This is a genomic window from Nostoc sp., assembly GCF_036916985.1.
GTDB lineage: Bacteria > Cyanobacteriota > Cyanobacteriia > Cyanobacteriales > Nostocaceae > Nostoc.
This window is the reverse complement of the sequence record NZ_JBALFD010000027.1, coordinates 94,501-112,389: the sequence shown is the minus strand read 5'-3', so window position 1 is coordinate 112,389 and position 17,889 is coordinate 94,501. Positions and strand designations below refer to the sequence as shown.

At 41.7% G+C, this 17,889-nt stretch carries 17 protein-coding genes; 13 read left to right on the top strand and 4 right to left on the bottom strand.

Annotation, left to right across the window (positions count from 1 at the left end; genetic code table 11):
- Positions 1–139 precede the first annotated feature (139 nt).
- Positions 140–550: an IS200/IS605 family transposase gene (gene tnpA / locus V7L07_RS10685; RefSeq protein WP_335057561.1), complete on the top strand. Its 411-nt coding sequence runs from the start codon at positions 140–142 to the stop codon at positions 548–550.
- Positions 551–681: 131 nt separating this feature from the next.
- Here tnpA and V7L07_RS10680 read toward each other — a convergent pair whose 3' ends face one another.
- Together V7L07_RS10680 and V7L07_RS10675 are read right to left on the bottom strand one after the other, a co-directional pair.
- A complete protein-coding gene (locus V7L07_RS10680; protein WP_335057909.1) occupies positions 682–2,415 on the bottom strand; it encodes an Rqc2 family fibronectin-binding protein in 1,734 nt (577 codons plus the stop codon).
- Between the two features lie 37 nt (positions 2,416–2,452).
- Entirely contained in the window at positions 2,453–2,629 is a 177-nt protein-coding gene (locus V7L07_RS10675) for a hypothetical protein (protein ID WP_335057559.1), read from the bottom strand.
- 568 nt (positions 2,630–3,197) lie between these two features.
- Between V7L07_RS10675 and V7L07_RS10670 the strand changes: the two genes are divergently transcribed.
- The 8 genes from V7L07_RS10670 (at position 3,198) to V7L07_RS10635 (ending at position 10,308) form a co-directional block, all read left to right on the top strand.
- A complete protein-coding gene (locus V7L07_RS10670) occupies positions 3,198–3,803 on the top strand; it encodes an alpha/beta hydrolase (protein ID WP_442936047.1) in 606 nt (201 codons plus the stop codon).
- Between the two features lie 154 nt (positions 3,804–3,957).
- Positions 3,958–4,170, top strand: a complete 213-nt coding sequence (gene isiD / locus V7L07_RS10665) for a protein IsiD (protein ID WP_179064795.1) — start codon at positions 3,958–3,960, stop codon at positions 4,168–4,170.
- A 96-nt stretch (positions 4,171–4,266) separates the two neighbouring features.
- On the top strand, positions 4,267–5,478 hold the full coding sequence (gene coaBC, locus V7L07_RS10660) for a bifunctional phosphopantothenoylcysteine decarboxylase/phosphopantothenate--cysteine ligase CoaBC (protein ID WP_335057557.1): 1,212 nt from the start codon (positions 4,267–4,269) through the stop codon (positions 5,476–5,478).
- 223 nt (positions 5,479–5,701) lie between these two features.
- On the top strand, positions 5,702–6,232 hold the full coding sequence (locus V7L07_RS10655) for a pentapeptide repeat-containing protein (protein WP_335057555.1): 531 nt from the start codon (positions 5,702–5,704) through the stop codon (positions 6,230–6,232).
- A gap of 283 nt (positions 6,233–6,515) precedes the next feature.
- Complete coding sequence (locus V7L07_RS10650) at positions 6,516–6,911, top strand: response regulator (protein ID WP_335057553.1); 396 nt, start codon at positions 6,516–6,518, stop codon at positions 6,909–6,911.
- 85 nt (positions 6,912–6,996) lie between these two features.
- Positions 6,997–7,248 (top strand): hypothetical protein, encoded by a 252-nt coding sequence (locus tag V7L07_RS10645; RefSeq protein WP_335057551.1) that lies wholly within the window; start codon positions 6,997–6,999, stop codon positions 7,246–7,248.
- Between the two features lie 517 nt (positions 7,249–7,765).
- Positions 7,766–9,280 (top strand): DUF1565 domain-containing protein, encoded by a 1,515-nt coding sequence (locus V7L07_RS10640; RefSeq protein WP_335057905.1) that lies wholly within the window; start codon positions 7,766–7,768, stop codon positions 9,278–9,280.
- A 236-nt stretch (positions 9,281–9,516) separates the two neighbouring features.
- Positions 9,517–10,308: a hypothetical protein gene (locus V7L07_RS10635; protein WP_335057549.1), complete on the top strand. Its 792-nt coding sequence runs from the start codon at positions 9,517–9,519 to the stop codon at positions 10,306–10,308.
- 25 nt (positions 10,309–10,333) lie between these two features.
- Here V7L07_RS10635 and V7L07_RS10630 read toward each other — a convergent pair whose 3' ends face one another.
- Positions 10,334–12,403 carry a tetratricopeptide repeat protein gene (locus V7L07_RS10630; protein WP_335057547.1) on the bottom strand — a complete coding sequence of 690 codons (2,070 nt, stop codon included), beginning with the start codon at positions 12,401–12,403 and terminating at the stop codon, positions 10,334–10,336.
- Between the two features lie 311 nt (positions 12,404–12,714).
- On the opposite strand from V7L07_RS10630, the gene V7L07_RS10625 reads away from it, so the two are divergent.
- The gene (locus V7L07_RS10625; RefSeq protein WP_194043036.1) at positions 12,715–12,975 is read left to right on the top strand and encodes a hypothetical protein; all 261 of its coding nucleotides are present in this window, start codon (positions 12,715–12,717) and stop codon (positions 12,973–12,975) included.
- Between the two features lie 258 nt (positions 12,976–13,233).
- Positions 13,234–13,893, top strand: a complete 660-nt coding sequence (locus V7L07_RS10620; RefSeq protein WP_335057545.1) for a class I SAM-dependent methyltransferase — start codon at positions 13,234–13,236, stop codon at positions 13,891–13,893.
- 78 nt (positions 13,894–13,971) lie between these two features.
- Here V7L07_RS10620 and V7L07_RS10615 read toward each other — a convergent pair whose 3' ends face one another.
- Positions 13,972–14,928, bottom strand: coding sequence for an aldo/keto reductase (locus V7L07_RS10615; protein ID WP_335057543.1), 957 nt, complete (start codon positions 14,926–14,928; stop codon positions 13,972–13,974).
- Between the two features lie 240 nt (positions 14,929–15,168).
- Between V7L07_RS10615 and V7L07_RS10610 the strand changes: the two genes are divergently transcribed.
- Positions 15,169–16,029, top strand: coding sequence for a Tab2/Atab2 family RNA-binding protein (locus V7L07_RS10610; RefSeq protein ID WP_335057541.1), 861 nt, complete (start codon positions 15,169–15,171; stop codon positions 16,027–16,029).
- A gap of 352 nt (positions 16,030–16,381) precedes the next feature.
- On the top strand, positions 16,382–17,695 hold the full coding sequence (locus tag V7L07_RS10605; RefSeq protein WP_335057902.1) for a TldD/PmbA family protein: 1,314 nt from the start codon (positions 16,382–16,384) through the stop codon (positions 17,693–17,695).
- The last annotated feature ends 194 nt before the right edge of the window (positions 17,696–17,889 follow it).

Sequence of the window (17,889 nt, the reverse complement as noted above, 5' to 3'; positions counted from 1 at the left end):
CTTGGTGAACTGGCTGATTTTCTGGCTCATTCCTGATTCCCTAGCTGACTGGCTGACGGACACTGCTAATATGATAATTTTTTCCAGCAATATGGGAAACATAAATGTATGTAGATAAATACAAAATTTAAAAAATATTATGTCTCTGTGGCGACTTTATTATCATATTGTTTGGGCAACAAAAGAACGCCAACATCTAATTACCTCCGATAAAGAAACTGATCTTTATAATTACATCATTGATAAATCCAACAGTTTAAATTGTAGACTCCATGCCATTGGAGGTATTGAAGACCACATACATTTAGTAGTATCTATACCGCCAACAATCGCGATTGCAGAGTTTGTGAAAAAAATTAAAGGAAGTAGTTCTCACCATTTCAACCACAATCTTTACCCTACATCAGAAAAATTTGCTTGGCAAGAAGGATATGGTATATTCTCTTTGGGCAGTAAGCAACTTGAGCAAGCTGTTATATATGTTCAAAATCAAAAAATACATCATCTTGAATGCACGGTAAATTCTCATTTAGAAAAAGCAGGTGCATAACCAATAAAAAGAAATTGCTAATATCTACGGGCAACTCAAAGCTAATTGATTAAATCAATTTGCACCCAGAGAAAAAAGCAAGCGGAGAAAAACTAAAATAACGGATTTAGGTTTTGGTGAAGTAGAGAGCGTCATTTGGAATTTTGAATTGTTAATTGCGGTTTTCCCCAAAGTATGGTTTCCTGCTTGTAAATAGCAATTCCCGGTTTTGCGCCTTTGGGTTTGTAGACGTGTTTTAGCTGAGTGTAAACTACTGGCACTTGCTCACTTTGACGGGCGCGACTGTAGTAGGCAGCAAGATTAGCTACAAATTGTAAATCAGCTTCTTCTGCTACAGCGCCCGGTTCTAAACGTAGTAACACATGACTCCCTGGAATTTCTTGAGCGTGGAACCATAAGTCATAATCCCCTGCTACACGAAAGGTCAACTGGTCATTCTGGCGATTGTTGCGACCGATTAATACTTCAAAACCGCCAGGGGTAAGATAACGATGAAAGTTAGTGCTGGGGGCTTCGTTTGCACTGCGGCTGCGGTATTCTGGATCTTCGAGATACTTTTGTCCAATCAACTCTTCGCGGATTTCTTCTAAAGCTCGCAAATCTTCTGCTGTTTGGTAAGTGTCTATCTGAGCGATCGCAGCTTCTACTTGCTCTAAATACTCAATTTCTGTCTGTACTTCCAATAGTAGCGGTTCCACAGCAGCACGGGCGCGTTTCAGCTTTTGGTGCTGTTTGTAAAGACTTTGGGCATTTTGGACGGCATTTTTATCTGGCTGAAGTGCGATCGCAACTGGTAAATTTGTCTCAAAATCTGCAAGGATAATTTCTTTCATCCCCGGTTCCCAGTTTTGCAGGTGAGCCATCAATAAATCTGCTTTTTGCCGATACTCATCGGCTCGATCTGATTGCTGCAAGCGCGTTTTAAAGGTTTGAGCTTTATTCTTTAATTTCGCCAGAATATTATGCAATTTCTGACTCAATTGATGGCGCAATTGCGAAAATAACTGTTGATCAATCTGGTTACTGTAGTAGTGGTTGAGTAACTCCTGAATATTTTTGACCTTTTCAACTACACCCCAACCCATTACGGTGTAACCATCTTTTGTCCAAGCGGGTTGAAATTTATTGGAATCTAAGGCTTGCAGCCATTCTTGCCAACGCTCAAACAGCCGTCGCCAGTCGTCGGGGTTGAGAGTATCCGTTGATGTTTCTGGGGCGATATTTGCTTCTAGCAGCATTAATTCCAGTAGTGCGGCACTCAAGCCACTATAACTTTTGAGTAATTGTCGCTTAATTGCCCCTGGTACTAGACTTGCCCGTTCTTGCCAACGTTCTTGAGATTCGTTCAAACTGGGGACGGTTCCAGTCAGTTTTGGCGGTGTTTCATAAGGTTGTCCGGTTTGGATGGGACGGACACTAGATTGTTGCTGACTGACTTGATGGGCGGCGGTGATAATTATATTGTTAGCGTCGGTGAGAATCACATTACTATACTTGCCCATGATTTCTGCATAGACATGATATAGGGCACTTTCTCCAGGACGACGGGCAAATTGCAAATCAATAACCCGCTCCCAAGGGGCGATCGCTTCAATCGCTACCAATGCCAAACCACCCAATTGGTGTATTAATTGTTGACTAAAGGTAAAGGTATCAGGCGATCGCGGTGGTGGATCGCCAATACAAATATGTGCCGCTTGGGGATGCCAAGAAATTTGTAGCCAATCCCGTTGTTTCAGGGTGCGTAATGCTATAGCAATAGTGTAGCGATCGCGTTGATAAACTTGTTCTGTCCGCGAGGGCAGCCAGTTAGCGCGTATTTCGCTACAGGTAGCTGTAAGAGTAGTGAAGTCAACTGGTTGCATAGCCATTCGCGTTCAAAGGTCGATGCTCAGTATACTTCTATATATTGATATTAGCGTAGGTGTAGCCCGCCGTAGGCATCGCCATCAGTTCCAAAGCTAGGTTTGTTGGAATTCCCCTTGCTTCTAGCCGCTTCAATTCTAAAACGTCAATACCTGCTGTTAATCCATCCAAATACTCTTCTACAGTCACTCCCAAATTTTCAATTTCCATCATGAGTATAATTTTCTATTTTTTGTTCGATGTTTCAGCCGATGTCTTTAGTTAAGAGATTGACAAATAAAAAAACATCCCAAATTTTCTTGTGGGATGGGCAACATGAGTGCCCTAAATCTGAGACGGGTGGGGACACCCATCCCACAAGATGGATAATTTATCCGTGATTAGCGCTCTATCACTCTAAGCAGAGAAAATAGGAAATGGTCGGATTGCGAGTTGCTATTTTAGACACCTCGCAATCCGATCAATCAATGCAATTATAGCGATCGCACACGAAATTCTGGTGTTGCTGAATCGAGGTATGAATTTGGATGTAGAGACGTTGCATTGCAACGTCTCTACTCTACAAGGATTTTGAAATAACGCAAAATTATTTTTCATACCACAGTCAGCAACGCCGAAATTCTTTACCAGAGAAAGTTTGTAAATAATTTCCCCTAAATTACCTTGATGACATCGCATTCTTTAGTCCAACAGCAAATACCGCTAAATACTAAGCTGCTTGAAGAGATAGGATCTATGTACAAAAGTAGAATTTAGGAGTAAACCTCTGTCTTTACAAGCTATTACCGTTCCCACAGCAACTTCTCAACCCCCCGCAGGCTTAATTGTCACTTTGCATGGTTGGGGTGCTAATGCTGAGGATGTAGCATCTTTGTTACCCTCGATCAACTTACCTAATTACCAGTTTGTATTGCCTAATGCACCTTTTCCTTATGCCTATTCCCCGATAGGGAGGGCATGGTATGACCTACGGGTGGAAAATATGTATGAAGGGTTGCCAGAAAGTCGACAACTGTTAATAGATTTCTTGGAATCTTTAGAAAGTACCACTGGCATACCTTTATCACGCACCATTTTAAGTGGATTTTCTCAAGGCGGAGCAATGACTTTGGATGTTGGCTCAAAATTACCCCTAGCAGGTTTAGTTGTCATGAGCGGATATTTACATCCTGATGCACTAACAGCAGCTAAAAGTAAAATTCCGCCGACTTTAATCACTCACGGTAGATATGATGAAGTTGTGCCCCTGCAAGCTGCTTTGAAGGCACAGGAAACTCTCAAGTCTCTAGGAGTGGCGGTAGAATACCACGAATTTGATATGGGGCATGAAATACATTTACCTACGTTAGAAGTGCTACGAAATTTCGTTGTCAATACCATTGGCTAGTCAGCATTACGAATTTTTGATAAATTCTGGTACAAATTCTGACAATTTTCACGAAAATAATGGTCTCTAATGAGTAATATATATTGGGTGGCTGCGTTTGGCGCAACTTAACCCAAGCTGAAGGCGAGTGCTGCATAAGGGAGGGGCAAGCATTATGACAACTCTAAGCATTTCCCAAAAAGAAATTGCTGCCATGAGTGCGGCAGAAGTAGAAGAACTAGCTACACGTCTGGAACTGGATAATTATAGTAATGCTTTTGAGGGTTTAAATGATTGGCATCTATTGCGAGCGATCGCATTTCAGCGTCCAGAGTTAGTTGAACCCTATATCTACCTCTTAGACTTAGAACCCTACGATGAAGCGTAGTTGAGGTTGAGAGTTAGGAGTTAGGAGTTAGGAGTTGGAAATTAATATTCAGTAACTACTTGCTCCTAAGTTACTACTTACTCCTAAATTTTTACCATGACTAATCCAAAATTGAACAGGGTTCTAATTGGTGTAGGTGGCGGTATCGCCGCCTACAAAATTTGTGAACTGGTTTCGAGACTGTTTAAAACTGGGGTGGAAGTCCGAGTCATCCTCACCCATTCGGCACAAAAATTTATCACGCCTCTGACAATAGCCACCCTATCTCGTCATCCCGCCTACACAGATGATGATTTTTGGCAAGCAACTCACTCTCGTCCGCTGCATATTGAGTTGGGTGAATGGGCTGATGTGATGGTAATTGCCCCTTTAACAGCCAATACATTAGCCAAGTTAGCCTACGGGATGGCGGATAATTTACTCACAAATACCGTGCTGGCTTCTACTTGTCCCGTACTGTTAGCACCCGCAATGAATACGGATATGTGGGAACAGCAATCGGTGCAGCGGAATTGGCAACAGCTATTGATCGATAGCCGATATCATGGAATGGGTACAGCATCAGGATTATTAGCGTGCGATCGCGTCGGTGCTGGTAGATTAGCAGAACCTCCAGAAATATTCGCTCACGTCCAATCGTTATTACACACTCAAGGCAAACGAGATTTAGTCGGTAAACAAGTCTTAATTAGCGCTGGAGGAACGCGAGAGTATCTTGACCCAGTGAGGTTTATTGGTAATCCTTCCACAGGTAAAATGGGATTAGCTTTAGCGCAAGCGGCACTTCATCGAGGGGCAAGTGTCACCTTGGTACATGGCCCAGCTAATTGGGATGTACCATTGGGAGTACAAGCAATTCCTGTCATTAGTGCCGAGCAAATGCAGCAGGTTATGGTCGAATATTTACCCAATGCTGATGTCATTGTGATGTCGGCAGCCGTGGCAGATGTGAAGCCACGAGATTATAGTACAGAAAAATTGCCCAAGCGATCGCTCCCCCAAGCCTTACCCTTGGAACCAGTACCGGATATAGTCGCCCAGTTAGCACAACATAAACAGCCGCATCAAATATTAATTGGTTTTGCTGCACAAACTGGGGATATTGTCAAGCCAGCGTTAGAAAAATTACAGAATAAAAAACTCGATGCGATCGTTGCCAATCCCATCGATCAACCTGATAGTGGTTTTGGTAGCGATAATAATCAAGCGATATTTTTAGATAGTCAAGGAAATCAGCTAGAAATTGCACCTTGTTCTAAATTAGAAATGGCCCATCAATTATTTGATTTTGTCATTACTGAATTTTAGATTTTAAATCTCTCAACATCTGTCTTAAGTGTGAAAGTAACTCACAACTCTAGGTAGTGGCGCTAGTAGTTAAGGATGGCTAATCTAGATAAAGTTGATTCAATATTCACTCTGGTTTGATTCACCACACAAATCTTCAATGGCGCGTGCTGGAGATTTACTGCCTGTCTGGATAGCCTCAGTTAATAGCCTCAATTAAATGTTCTTTAGCATAGCGACAAATATGAAAGCAGATCAACTTCTGAAAAACTATGCCGCAGGTGTCAGAGATTTTACTGGTGTTAACTTGAGCGAAGCCAACTTAAGGGAAGCCGATCTCAGTGGTGTAATTTTAGATAAAGCAATTTTAGATGGAGCTAATCTGAGTCACGCTAATCTAAGCCACGCCAGTTTGATTGAGACAGATTTAAATGGAGCAGATTTAAGCAATGCGGATCTCAGTGGTAGCAACCTAAGTGGAGCAATTTTGGATGGAGCTATCTTGGATGGAGCAGCAATGGAAGGAGCTAATTTGAATCACGCTGATTTGACGGTTGCGAAACTGATTGACACTAACTTGAGTGAGGCAGATTTGCACGAAGCAAGCTTGATAGCGGCTAATCTAGATGGAGCCGATTTAAGTGGTGCAGATTTAACTGTAGCTGACTTATCTCAGGCAAATCTCACTCAAGCAGATTTGAACCAGACTAATTTGAGCGGAGCAAATTTGGATGGAGCCAATATAGAAGGAACAATCCTTGATGAAAATGTGTAACGCGTTCCCTATAACTAAAATTTTCTTCCTTCTGGGCGTAGATATAGCGTAGCTGACACCAGGTGCAAGATAGTAAAATTCATTCTAAAGCTGAGGTTTACAGTCTAATATTAAGAATATGAAAACGTATTGCATCTGTATGAGCTTACGTAATGTTGTAAGTTATTAAGCTTGCAACTAAAAAAAGAAACTCACCTCTTGACATATTGGGACTAGTTCGTAGCTCCTCTCGAAGTGCCACTAGCTGCTTTTCTAAGCACGGTTACACATTTGGAGGGTTTTAATGTCTCAATCAATAGTAAATTCTATCAGACGTATATTAATTTGTGATGATGTCGCTGATAACTGTTTTTTGCTTGAAGCGATTTTGCAAGCGGAGGGTTGTAAAATAGAAATCGTTGATTCTGGTACAAAGGTATTGAACAAGATTGAAACTGACCCGAAACTACCTGACTTGCTAATACTAGATGTGTTCATGCCAGAAATAGATGGATACGAAGTTATTCGACGTATCAGACAGTCAAATAAATTTGACTGCCTTCCTATTTTGTTGGTAACAGCTTTTGATCAAAATGATATTAAATTATCTGATATTATAAAGATTGATGGATTCATTCAGAAACCCTTTGAACCAGATTTAGTAATTTTTAAAGTGCGAGAAATTCTAGACCGAACATGATCAAAGTATATTTAATTTAGTAAGTGATTTAGTTAATTGTCAGTTGATGCCTAATAAGGAATATTGGTGAGCATAATGATTAACTATGGATAATTCTTCTAAAGATTTAGTAGCTGTAGAGGAAATTTTAATAGCTGTGGAAGTTTCTGACTTGAATGATGTAGTTATCCTTCAAGGCCAAGCAATTGTTGATTTAGCTGAATTTGAATTAACACCTCAAGAAACTGTGAAGTTTAAAAAAATATTTGAAAAAGTGAATACCAAACTGGCAGAGTCTCTGTATGAACAGTTTCCTGCTACTTCAGTTATTTCTGAGATTCGAGTAAAACCGCAGTGATTTTAACATTTTAAAAGCCTATACAGTAATACTTTCAGCCTATCTTGCCCCTAGTGTCAGCTACGCTATATTTACCGAAGAAAGGCAGAGGGCAGATGGCAGAAGGGGATTTATGTGTCGCAAACATTTTTTGAATTGGTATAACTTGTGTGTACACACGATCCACTTGTAAGAAAAAATAAGGTGGATATATTTCAATACCCTTGGGTTAAGGGCGACTGGCAACAATTTTGAGTTTTCGAGACGCGATAAATCGCCGTCTCTACAAGTGTTTTGTTGCTCATTCTGAGCGGTTCTCCATTGCGTGAAATACAGACCTAACCCCCAGCCCCTTCCCTGCGAGGGAAGGGGAGTGAGCATCAAAGCCTCTCTCCTTTTAGGAGAGAGGTCAAAATGTATTGCATCCATTCGAGAAGCGCTATATTTTCTACACACAAAGATACTACTTTGAAAAAGTTTGCTAGAAGTAGTGTTACTTATGATTGTCATAATTAAAACAATTGACTCTCAACTATCAATGGTGAACTCTACCCTCGTTGTCACACTCTATGTCAACCCTCTGACAGGGAATGATACCAATACTGGTTCACGGTTGAGTCCGTTTAAAAGCCTCACCCGTGCCTTAAAATTAACCAAAATCCCGACGATAATTCATCTGGAATCAGGAAATTACAGCGCTGCTAGTGGTGAGGTGTTCCCATTGGTCATCCCTGGAGGGACGACAGTGGTGGGTAATGAAGCAAAAAAAGGTGCAGGGATTTTAATTTACGGGAGTGGTGAGCATCAAAGTCCCAGCTTTGGTATGCAAAATATTACACTGCTCTTAGTAGATAATGCCTGTATTTTAGGTGTAACTGTTACCAATCCTTCAGTCAGAGGTACTGGTATCTGGATTGAATCGGCTGTACCTACTTTAGCTAACAATACTTTGAGTGACTGTGGGCGAGAAGGTGTGTTTACCACTGGTACTGCCAAGCCCACAATTTCAGATAACATATTTGTGCAAAATACTGCTAGCGGTTTAGTGATGGCAGGTCATAGCCAGGGAGAAGTACTGCGGAATGTATTTCAAAGAAACCCTTTAGGCATAGCAATTAGTGATTTTGCGGCTCCGACGATCGCCAATAATAAATTATCAGAAAATCGCACAGCGATCGCACTTTCTCGTAATGCCCAACCTGTGATGCGTCAAAATCTCATTGCTCAAAATACCCAAGGTGGTTTATTAGTCAATGGCAATGCAGTCCCAGATTTAGGCAATACCCAAGATCCCGCCAATAATATTTTTCGTGATAATTATGAATTTGATTTATATAATGCTACTACACAAAAACTAGTTTCCGTAAGTAATCAATTAAATTCTTCTCTAGTCAAGGGCTTGGTAGAATTGATCCAAATTAATCAAGTAGCAGTTAGCACTAGTTATTCTGATACCCCTACACAATCCCCATCTCAAAAAATTTTCGCATCTCCCGAATTAGATGGACATTGGGCAGAACCATTTATTCAGGCATTAGTGAGCATGAATTTAACTCATGCTTTTGCTGATAGTAGCTACCAGCTAGATAAACCCATGACTCGCGCCCAGTATGCAGATATGGTGGCGATCGCCTTTAACCCATTTTCCAAAATTCTAGCACCTGATTTTACGGATGTACCCAAGGATTTTTGGGCTTATAGCGCTATCCAAATTGCGGCTAGCAGTGGCTTTGTTGGCGGATTTAGCGATCGCACTTTCCGCCCCGATCAACATGTGCAGCGGCTACAGGTAATTGTCTCCCTAGTGAATGGACTGGGACTACCAGCTGTTGATAGCGATATTTTGGAAGTATATAGCGATCGTCATACCATTCCCAACTATGCCCGAAAAGCCGTTGCTACTGCTACACGATGGGGAATAGTTGTCAACTATCCAGATCCGAAAGTCCTTGCATCTTCACGTTTAGCAACACGCGCCGAAGTTGCAGCAATGGTTTATCAGGCATTAGTCGCCATCGGGCGAACACCGCCAATTAAAGAGCTTTTCAACTAATTAAAGTACACTAAGTCCCCAATCCCCAATCCCCATCTCATTCGTAGTGTAAATAATTGAAAATTTCTGTAAATCAGTCTATATAGGGTTGCATTCTAGGAGTTGACAAGTAAAATAGGGGACACTGCTTATCGTTTTGGTAACTTGTGGAAAAAAAACCATGTAGTTAAAAGCACGTTAGGCTAATATGCAGTGGGTGACAAATCTTAGACCTATTGCCTAAAGCTAATAGCCCCATGTTAACAACACTTCCAGATACTTCTGCCAACTTGGCGATCGCCTTATTAATTAACTACAGTTTTGATCTCAGTGGATATAGTGCCAATGAGCTAGTTGAGCGTTGGCAAACGCAATACCCACTTAATTGGCTACACCTGGCAGTGATTGAGGCACTATATCAAGGTCGTTATAAAGCGGTTTCTGTGCAACAAATTTTAGTATTTTGGCAGCGCCGGGATCAGGCTACATATCATTTCAATATGGAATTTGAACGTATGGTTTGTAGTAAGTTTCCCCAAAGCTTAACCTCACCGCCGACACCAGCCCTAGCGCCAGCGAAGAAAAATCCCACTGTAGAGAGAGTGACAAGTCCTCAATTACCACCATCAAAGATTCGCAACGGCTATCAATACAGCAATACTGCAACTCTACAACTGAAAAGCTCCCAACCAAAGGCATCTTTAGCTGAAGAAGAAGGGAAGCAGGAAGATAGAGAGAATAAAACTGCTTTAAAGTCTTCGCTTTCTGGGAAATTTGCCTCTTCGGCAACCCTTCAGCTAGCATCTGCTGTCAGCCAAAGGCAAACTTCACAAGAAAGTCCCCCACCTTCCCCATCACTAAGCCATCATCAGCGACAGCCAAAACTGCTGCCACCTGCTACTATTCATGCCCCAATTGGGCAATTTACTCCAGAAACAAGCGATCGCTCTGACTCTTTTACCTCTAAACTTAAAGCGATGTCTGGGGAAGGGGGAAGAGGAGCAGAGGAGCAGGGGAGCAGGGGAGCAGGGGAAGCAAGAGCGGAATAACTAATGCTCAATGCATTTTAGATTTTTATTCTGTAACTAAGAGCTTAAAGCGCTCATCCTCGGCAATCTCATCAAAATCTAGGTCACTTGCTGCGTCTTCTTTATACCTGGGATCGAGTTCAATTGCTTGTTGTAGAGTTAGCAGAGATCGTTCAACTTGTCTTTGCAGTGCGTAACAGGCTGCTTTGTTGTAATGGGCACTGGCATAATCTGACTTAATTTCTAAAGCTTTGTCAAAACTAGCGATCGCTTCATCATCGCGTCCCAATCTCACTAAAATATAACCGCGTTTATCCCAGATTTTGGGAGAATTTGGTTGGAATTCTAAAGCTCTATCCAAGGAGACTATTGCCTCTTCATATTGTTCTAATGCTATTAGAGAAAGACCGCAATTCAACCAAGCAACGGCATCATCAGGCTTGATTTGTGTAGCTTTCTCAAATGAGGCAAAGGCTTGCTGATGCTGTTGTAAGTTTCCCAAAGCAACGCCGCGATCGCACCAAGCTTGATGATAATCTGGTTGAATCTGAATAGCGCGATCGTAGGACGAAATTGCATCTTTGTAGCGTTTTAACCTTCCGAGAGTTAGCCCTCGTTTTAACCAAGCCACAGGTTCATTAGCTTGGATTTTAACCGCTTGGTTGTAAGCTGCGATCGCATCTTCATAGCGCCTTACAGAAAACAAGGCATCTCCCTGTTTTACATACTCATCAGCAGTGAATTCTGGTTGTTGTGGATGTTCCTGTATTTCTTTTTCAACTTCAGAATTTACCACCTCTGGAATAGATTCAGGTATAACTTCAGTTAATTCTTGAAGGATCAGATTCTTTCTTTCTTGAGCATCTAACTGTAACTCAGAGAGTTGAGAGACAAACTCAGTTTCTAATCTTTCTAACTTCTCCAAAATTAGAATCTTTTGTTGTTGAGCATTCCATTGTAATTCTGAGAATTGCGAAGTAAATTCAGAACCAGATTTCTCTAAGTTTTCAATGATTAGCTCTTTGCTCTTTTGAACATCTACTTGCAACTCAGATAGCTGAACCGCAAACTCTGACTGCAATGCCCCTAAATTATCAACAATTTTATTTTTTTTCTCAACAGCATCTATTTGTAATTCAGATAATTGAAACTTCAATTCTTTATCGAATATTCTTAAATTTTCCAGCGTGATATCTTTTTGCTTTTGAGCATCTACCTGTAATTCAGATAATTTTCCAGCAAATTCTGACTGAAATTTATTTAAGTTTTCAAAAGCTATATCTGTTTGCCTTTGAGCATCAGACTGCCATCCAGAAAGTTGAGATGTAAACTCAGACTTTGATACTTCTAAATCAGCAATAGCTAATTCTTGCTGTTGTTGCACACCTAACTTTAAATCAGCTAGTTCTTCTGCTATGACAGATGCTAATTTTCCGAGATTCTCCAGTGCTATATCTCTTTTTTGTTGATAATCCAACTCTAAATTAGATAGACTAGAAGCAAATTTAGACTCTAAATTTTCTATATTTTCTTGAGATTTGCTGAGTTCAGCTTCTAATCTACTTAATACCTGTGATTTAGCTAAATCTAGCTCAGATGTAAGAATAGATACATTCTCTTGTTCACTTTTAATTTTTTGTTGTAAAGCAATAGTTTCCTGTTCTAATTCATAGTTTATTTTTTTAGCTTCTTGAATAACATTTTCAGCCTCTTCTTTAACGGTGGTAAGCTGATTTTGTAATTTTTCCATTCCCTGTAGTTGTTGCATTGCCCTATCAACAATTTCACGAATTACCGTTCGTCGCAGAAGCCATAACGAGGCCAAGACTGCAATGGGAAATAGACTCAATATAACTAGCCAAACATCAAATAAGATAGTTGTACGGCTAAAAGCGCTATTAAGATCGGATTGGACTTGCTGTTGAATTCGCTTTTCCGTTCGTAGTCGTGCTAGTTCTTCCCGTTCCTGATTCGATAACACCGGAGTAGGAGTTAATGCTGGATTAGGTGATGGTGCAGATTGTCCACTGGCAATTCCAACGGATAACAGTAAGGGTAAAAAAACAATAGTGCTTTTGACAATTAAAGCGAAAACAGCTTGATTTTTGCTCTTCATAACAACCATCTCAGTCTGTTGGTCAGTTTTTGAAGCGGCGTGCCTCTTTTCAATCTATAACAGAATTAAGTAGTGAAATGTTGTAGAGGCAATGAGAAATGCTGAACAATCCTTAACTAATTTGTTTCTTCGTACCTTATTGTACATACAACTTCCGTAGTGGAGTGTAGTCATTTTTGGGATTACTATTATAACATTACTTAAGTTGTATTTACTGCCAAAGAGGACAAAAACCAATTGGCACTAGCGTTAGATTATCTAGGGTAAGCAGATTACTCATCCGAAAATTAACTTAACAAAGGCGGTAAAAAATGGGTCGCATCAATCCTTATACACTGCAATTGCAGATTACCCGAATGTTTGAACAAGGGCAATCATTTTTTGCCACAACCAAGGTACAGGAATGGTTAAAAGAACGCAAACATAATCCAGAAGATTATGACATTATCTTCCATAAAAAACCTGCGCCTCCTGGTTCCAAAGAAGTGATGGTAGTGGAAATTGAATTACGCCGTAAAGATGGACAACCTGTAGATCCTTGGTTGCAAGAACAAGCAAATCTCCATGCTTGATCTTAGTAACAAGCAATTTTCAATTTAAATCCATACTATCTTAACAGAATTTACAAAAATAGAGCGTTCCCAATTGCGGAACGCTCTTTATTATCTTTAGATGGAGCATAAATATCTTTTAAAGTATCTAAAGTTAATCCGAATCACCCTATTAGGTGAATCTAATGGGTGAGGCATAAAAAATACAAAATATAGTACCTTGAGGCTAGAAATGGTTGCTTGGTACAGCAATTTATAGACTCAAAATTTAGGAAGTAGATGATGACTGTAAACCAAATTATGGGAGATTCACCAAATCAGATTTATGGCAATTTTGGTAAGCGTTTTTTTGCCTGGATGATGGCGAAAAGTAGCGGCACGTATGATGAAATTATCGGCGATCGCAAACGTTCTCTTTTTGCGAATCTCCAAGGTAAAGTATTAGAAATTGTCCCAGGAACAGCCCCTAATTTACCCTACTACCCTAAAGATATCCACTGGATAGGAATTGAGCCAAATCCACATACCCATTCATATCTCAAAAAACATGCAGAAAAACTTAATTTAAACATCGACCTCCGCATTGGTAATGCTGAATGGTTAGATGCAGAAGATAACAGCATTGATACTGTTGTTAGTACATTAGTTTTGTGTTCAGTGCCGAATATAGACTATACATTACAGGCAATTTTAAGAGTACTGAAACCAGGTGGACGCTTCTTATTTATTGAACATGTCGCTGCACCTCAAGGAAGTTTATTGCGACAACTGCAAAACAGAATTAGTCCGATTTGGAAAGTAATCGGTGATGGTTGTCATCCAGATAGAGAAACTTGGATAGCTTTAGAAAATGCTGGTTTTTCTAGTGTAAATTATGAGCGATTTGATGCAAAATTGCCGATTGTTAGTCCTCATATTATTGGCGTAGCGACAAAGTGAAAAAACTTTTTGGGTTTGCAGAATAAAATTATGAATAACCCCACAGATCAAGCTGTGGGGTTTATAATATAAGATATTTTAGGGATTCTCGCGCAAGAAATCAGTAATCTTATCTAATTCCTGCTGATTGAGGCGAAATTCCCCAGCACCGATGATTCCTTCCACCTGCTTGGAATTGCGTCCGCCAACGATCGCAGCTGTCACCGCCGGATTGTTTAAAGTCCAAGCGATCGCTACTTCACCTGGCGATCGATCGTTTTGTTGACCAATATGTTGCAACACCTCCACCAGCTTCAGGTTACGAGATAGGCGTGGCTCCTGAAATTCACTACTATTCTTGCGCCAATCATCATCTGGGAAATTAGCAACCCGTTCAGGTGTAATCGCTCCTGTGAGCAAGCCAGACTGCATCGGTGAATACACAATCACGCCGATATTATTTTCCTTGGCAAAAGGCAGAATTTCCTTTTCGACATCGCGCTTCACCAGAGAATAAGGCGGTTGCAATGACGTAACTGGGGCAATTTTCTGAATACGCTTCAACTGTTCTACATTGAAATTTGAAACCCCGATATAGCGAACCTTTCCCTCATCCTTGAGTTTTGCCAAAGTTGTCCAGCCTTCTTCAATGTCTGAGTCAGGGTTGGGCCAGTGGATCTGGTAGAGATCAATGGTTTCAATGTCAAGTCGGCGCAGACTGGCTTCAACCTCCTGCCGCACAGAATCCGCCTTCAAGCTGCGACCAATTTCGCCCTTTTCATCCCAAATCATTGAGCATTTCGTGAAAATGTAGGGGCGACTAGATCGACCTTTGAGCGCCTTAGCAACAACCTCTTCCGAATGTCCCAGACCGTAAATAGCTGCGGTGTCAATCCAATTAACGCCGAGGTCGAGAGCGCGATTGATCGCTTCAATGGATTCCCGATCGTCCTGCGTTCCCCAACCAAAAGCCCATCCACCTCCACCAATTGCCCAGGCACCAAAGCCAATTGGGGTAATGTGAAGCTCTGAATTACCAAGCTGTTTGGTTTGCATATCTACCTTCTTCAAGAATTTTTGAGTCAATTGCTAGTTTAAGCTGCAAATATTTTCTCAACAGCTATCTGAAGTGTGAATTACTACTAGTACAGCAAGGCGGAATTCAAACGTTCATCACCCACTCCCCAATCCCCAATCCCTAATCCCTATTCCCAATTCCCAATGCCAAATGCTGCCCCAAGACTCGTATGATCAACATATCAGGAAAACATAACAGCCAGCTTTTTACCGCAAAACATGGGCAGTATTTGGGAAATCGATTTTTACTCTCGTCCGATTTTGGACGCTAACCAAAAAAAAGTTTGGGAAGTCTTAGTCTGCGAAAGCCCCTTGGATATCGGCGCAAAAGCAGATTCTTTGTTTCGTTATGCTCAATATTGTCCCAGTACCCAGGTAAATTCGGGCTGGTTGCGGACAGCATTGCAAGAGGCTATTAATCAAGCTGGAAAAGCACCAATTAAAATCCGCTTTTTCCGCCGCCAAATGAACAATATGATTACTAAAGCCTGCCAAGATTTGGGCATTCCCGCCCAGCCTAGCCGCCGGACTTTAGTTCTCAACCAATGGTTAGAACACCGGCTGAAGGAAGTCTATCCCCAAGAACCAGGCTATCAAGGGGGAACTAATCCCTCAGTCCGCTTAGAGAAACCTTTGCCACAACGTTTACCAGATGCTTTGGAAGGACAGCAGTGGGTATTTGTCACCTTAGATGCTGCGGATTTAGCAGAAATGCCAGAATGGGAAATTGGCTTTGGTGAAGCTTTCCCTTTAGAGTTGGTGCAAGTGTCACCCGAAGCCCGTATTCCTGGTATTTTAATTTTCTCACCAAGAGCGTTGCCCTTGGCAGGTTGGATGTCTGGTTTGGAATTGGCTTTCTTAAGATTTGATACCAGTGAAGAGGCAAGATTACTTTTAGAAACCGGTGTGACTGAAAGCTGGATTGTAGCAAATATCAAAAAACCTCAAATTTTAGCAGAAGCCAAAGGTTTTGAAGAAGCCAAGCAAAAAGCTAACGGAGTGCATTTTATCGGTGTCCAGTCTGATCCCAAAGCCCAATCTTTTGCTGGTTTTTGGCTGTTGCAAGAGGTTAATCTTTGAATATGGGGATTGGGGACTGGGGAAGAAGCAAGAGGGCAGGGAGCAGGGAGCAAGGGAGAAGAATTTTCCCCTCCGCCCCCCGCACCCCGCCCCTCTGCCTCTTTTCAATGCCCAATTACCAATGACCAATGACTAATGACTAGAAACGTTGAGACATGGCAATGATTTGGGATAATTAACTGCGTCCATCAGTGTTGATCTGTGGTTTCAACGCAACTGCTGAAACATGCTGATGATTTTTGGATGGTTATCTGCGTTTATCAGCGGAAAGTCTAATCATCGGCTTTTGGCGATTCGGACTTTCTTGGACAGCGTTGATATGCGGTTCAAAATCCACAATTCACTAAGGGTCATGGGTTCTGAAAATTTGTCACAAGATACACTAGCAGAACAGCTGCTGGAACTAGCTATAAAATCTGGAGCAGAAGCAGCTGAGGTGTATCAGTCGCGATCGCTTTCTCGTCCAGTGTTTTTTGAGGCAAACCGACTCAAACAGCTAGAAACCAACCAATCTGAAGGTACAGCACTACGGCTTTGGCGAAACGGGCGTCCGGGACTCACGGTGGCTTACGGTTTTGTCACGGCCGATGTCATGGTGGAAAAAGCTCTGGCACTAAGTCAACTTAATCAACCGGAACCAGTAGAATTAGGCTCTAACTTTCAGCCCTCCTACCCAGATTTAGGGGAAAGTGTGCCTATAGAGGTTTTGGTAGATTGGGGCAAAGAAGCGATCGCACTCATCCGTGATTCCTATCCCGATATTGTCTGCAATGGTGACTGGGAATGTGATATAGAAACCACTAGACTAGTCAATACCAAAGGTTTAGATTGTCACTATACTGACACTACCCTCAGCTGTTATGTATCCGCAGAATGGGTACGTGGCGATGATTTTTTGAATGTTGCCGATGGACAAACTCAACGGGGTGGACTCGACCCGGAGAGATTAGCTAATCAAATTTTACAACGGTTAATTTGGGCTAGAGAAAATATCTCACCTCCGACTGGTCGCATCCCGGTTTTGTTCACTTCTAAAGCTGCCGATATGCTTTGGGGTACTGTGCAAGCAGCGTTAAATGGCAAGCGAGTCTTAGAAGTAGCTTCCCCTTGGGCAGAACACCGGGGTAAGGCAGTAGTTGCACCCAGCCTCACCCTCTACCAAGACCCGGAAGCTGGCCCTTATAGTTGTCCTTTCGATGATGAAGGCACTCCGACTCAATCTTTAGTATTTATCCAAAATGGAGTTTTACAGCACTTCTATGGCGATCGCACCACCGGACGCCAACTCGGTACTGACACCACCGGAAATGGTTTTCGCCCCGGTTTAGGCAGCTATCCCACCCCTGGTTTATTTAATTTTCTCATCCAGCCAGGTTCGGCATCACTACCAGATTTGATTAGACAACTAGATGATGGCTTAATTGTGGATCAAATGCTGGGTGGTGGCGGCAGTATTTCTGGAGATTTTTCGATCAACGTTGATTTAGGTTACCGCGTCCAAAATGGTCACGTAATTGGGCGTGTGAAAGATACGATGGTTGCAGGTAATGTCTACACAGCCCTGAAGCAATTGGTAACATTGGGCAACGATGGTGATTGGAATGGTTCTTGTTATACTCCATCTTTGATAGTAGAAGGGCTATCCACCACGGGGAGAAGCAATTGAAGAAGAATTCAGAATTCAGAATTCAGAATCACTTTTTTGTTGACCTTTGAGAGGTTAGTGGTGTTCAGATCCCCGACTTCGCAGAAGTTGTCGGGGATCTAGCAGCTCAACAAAATGAATTTGACGGTTAGAGAGACGCGATAAATCGCCGTCTCTACAAGGAATCTATCCATTAATTTACTCAGCACTCAGCA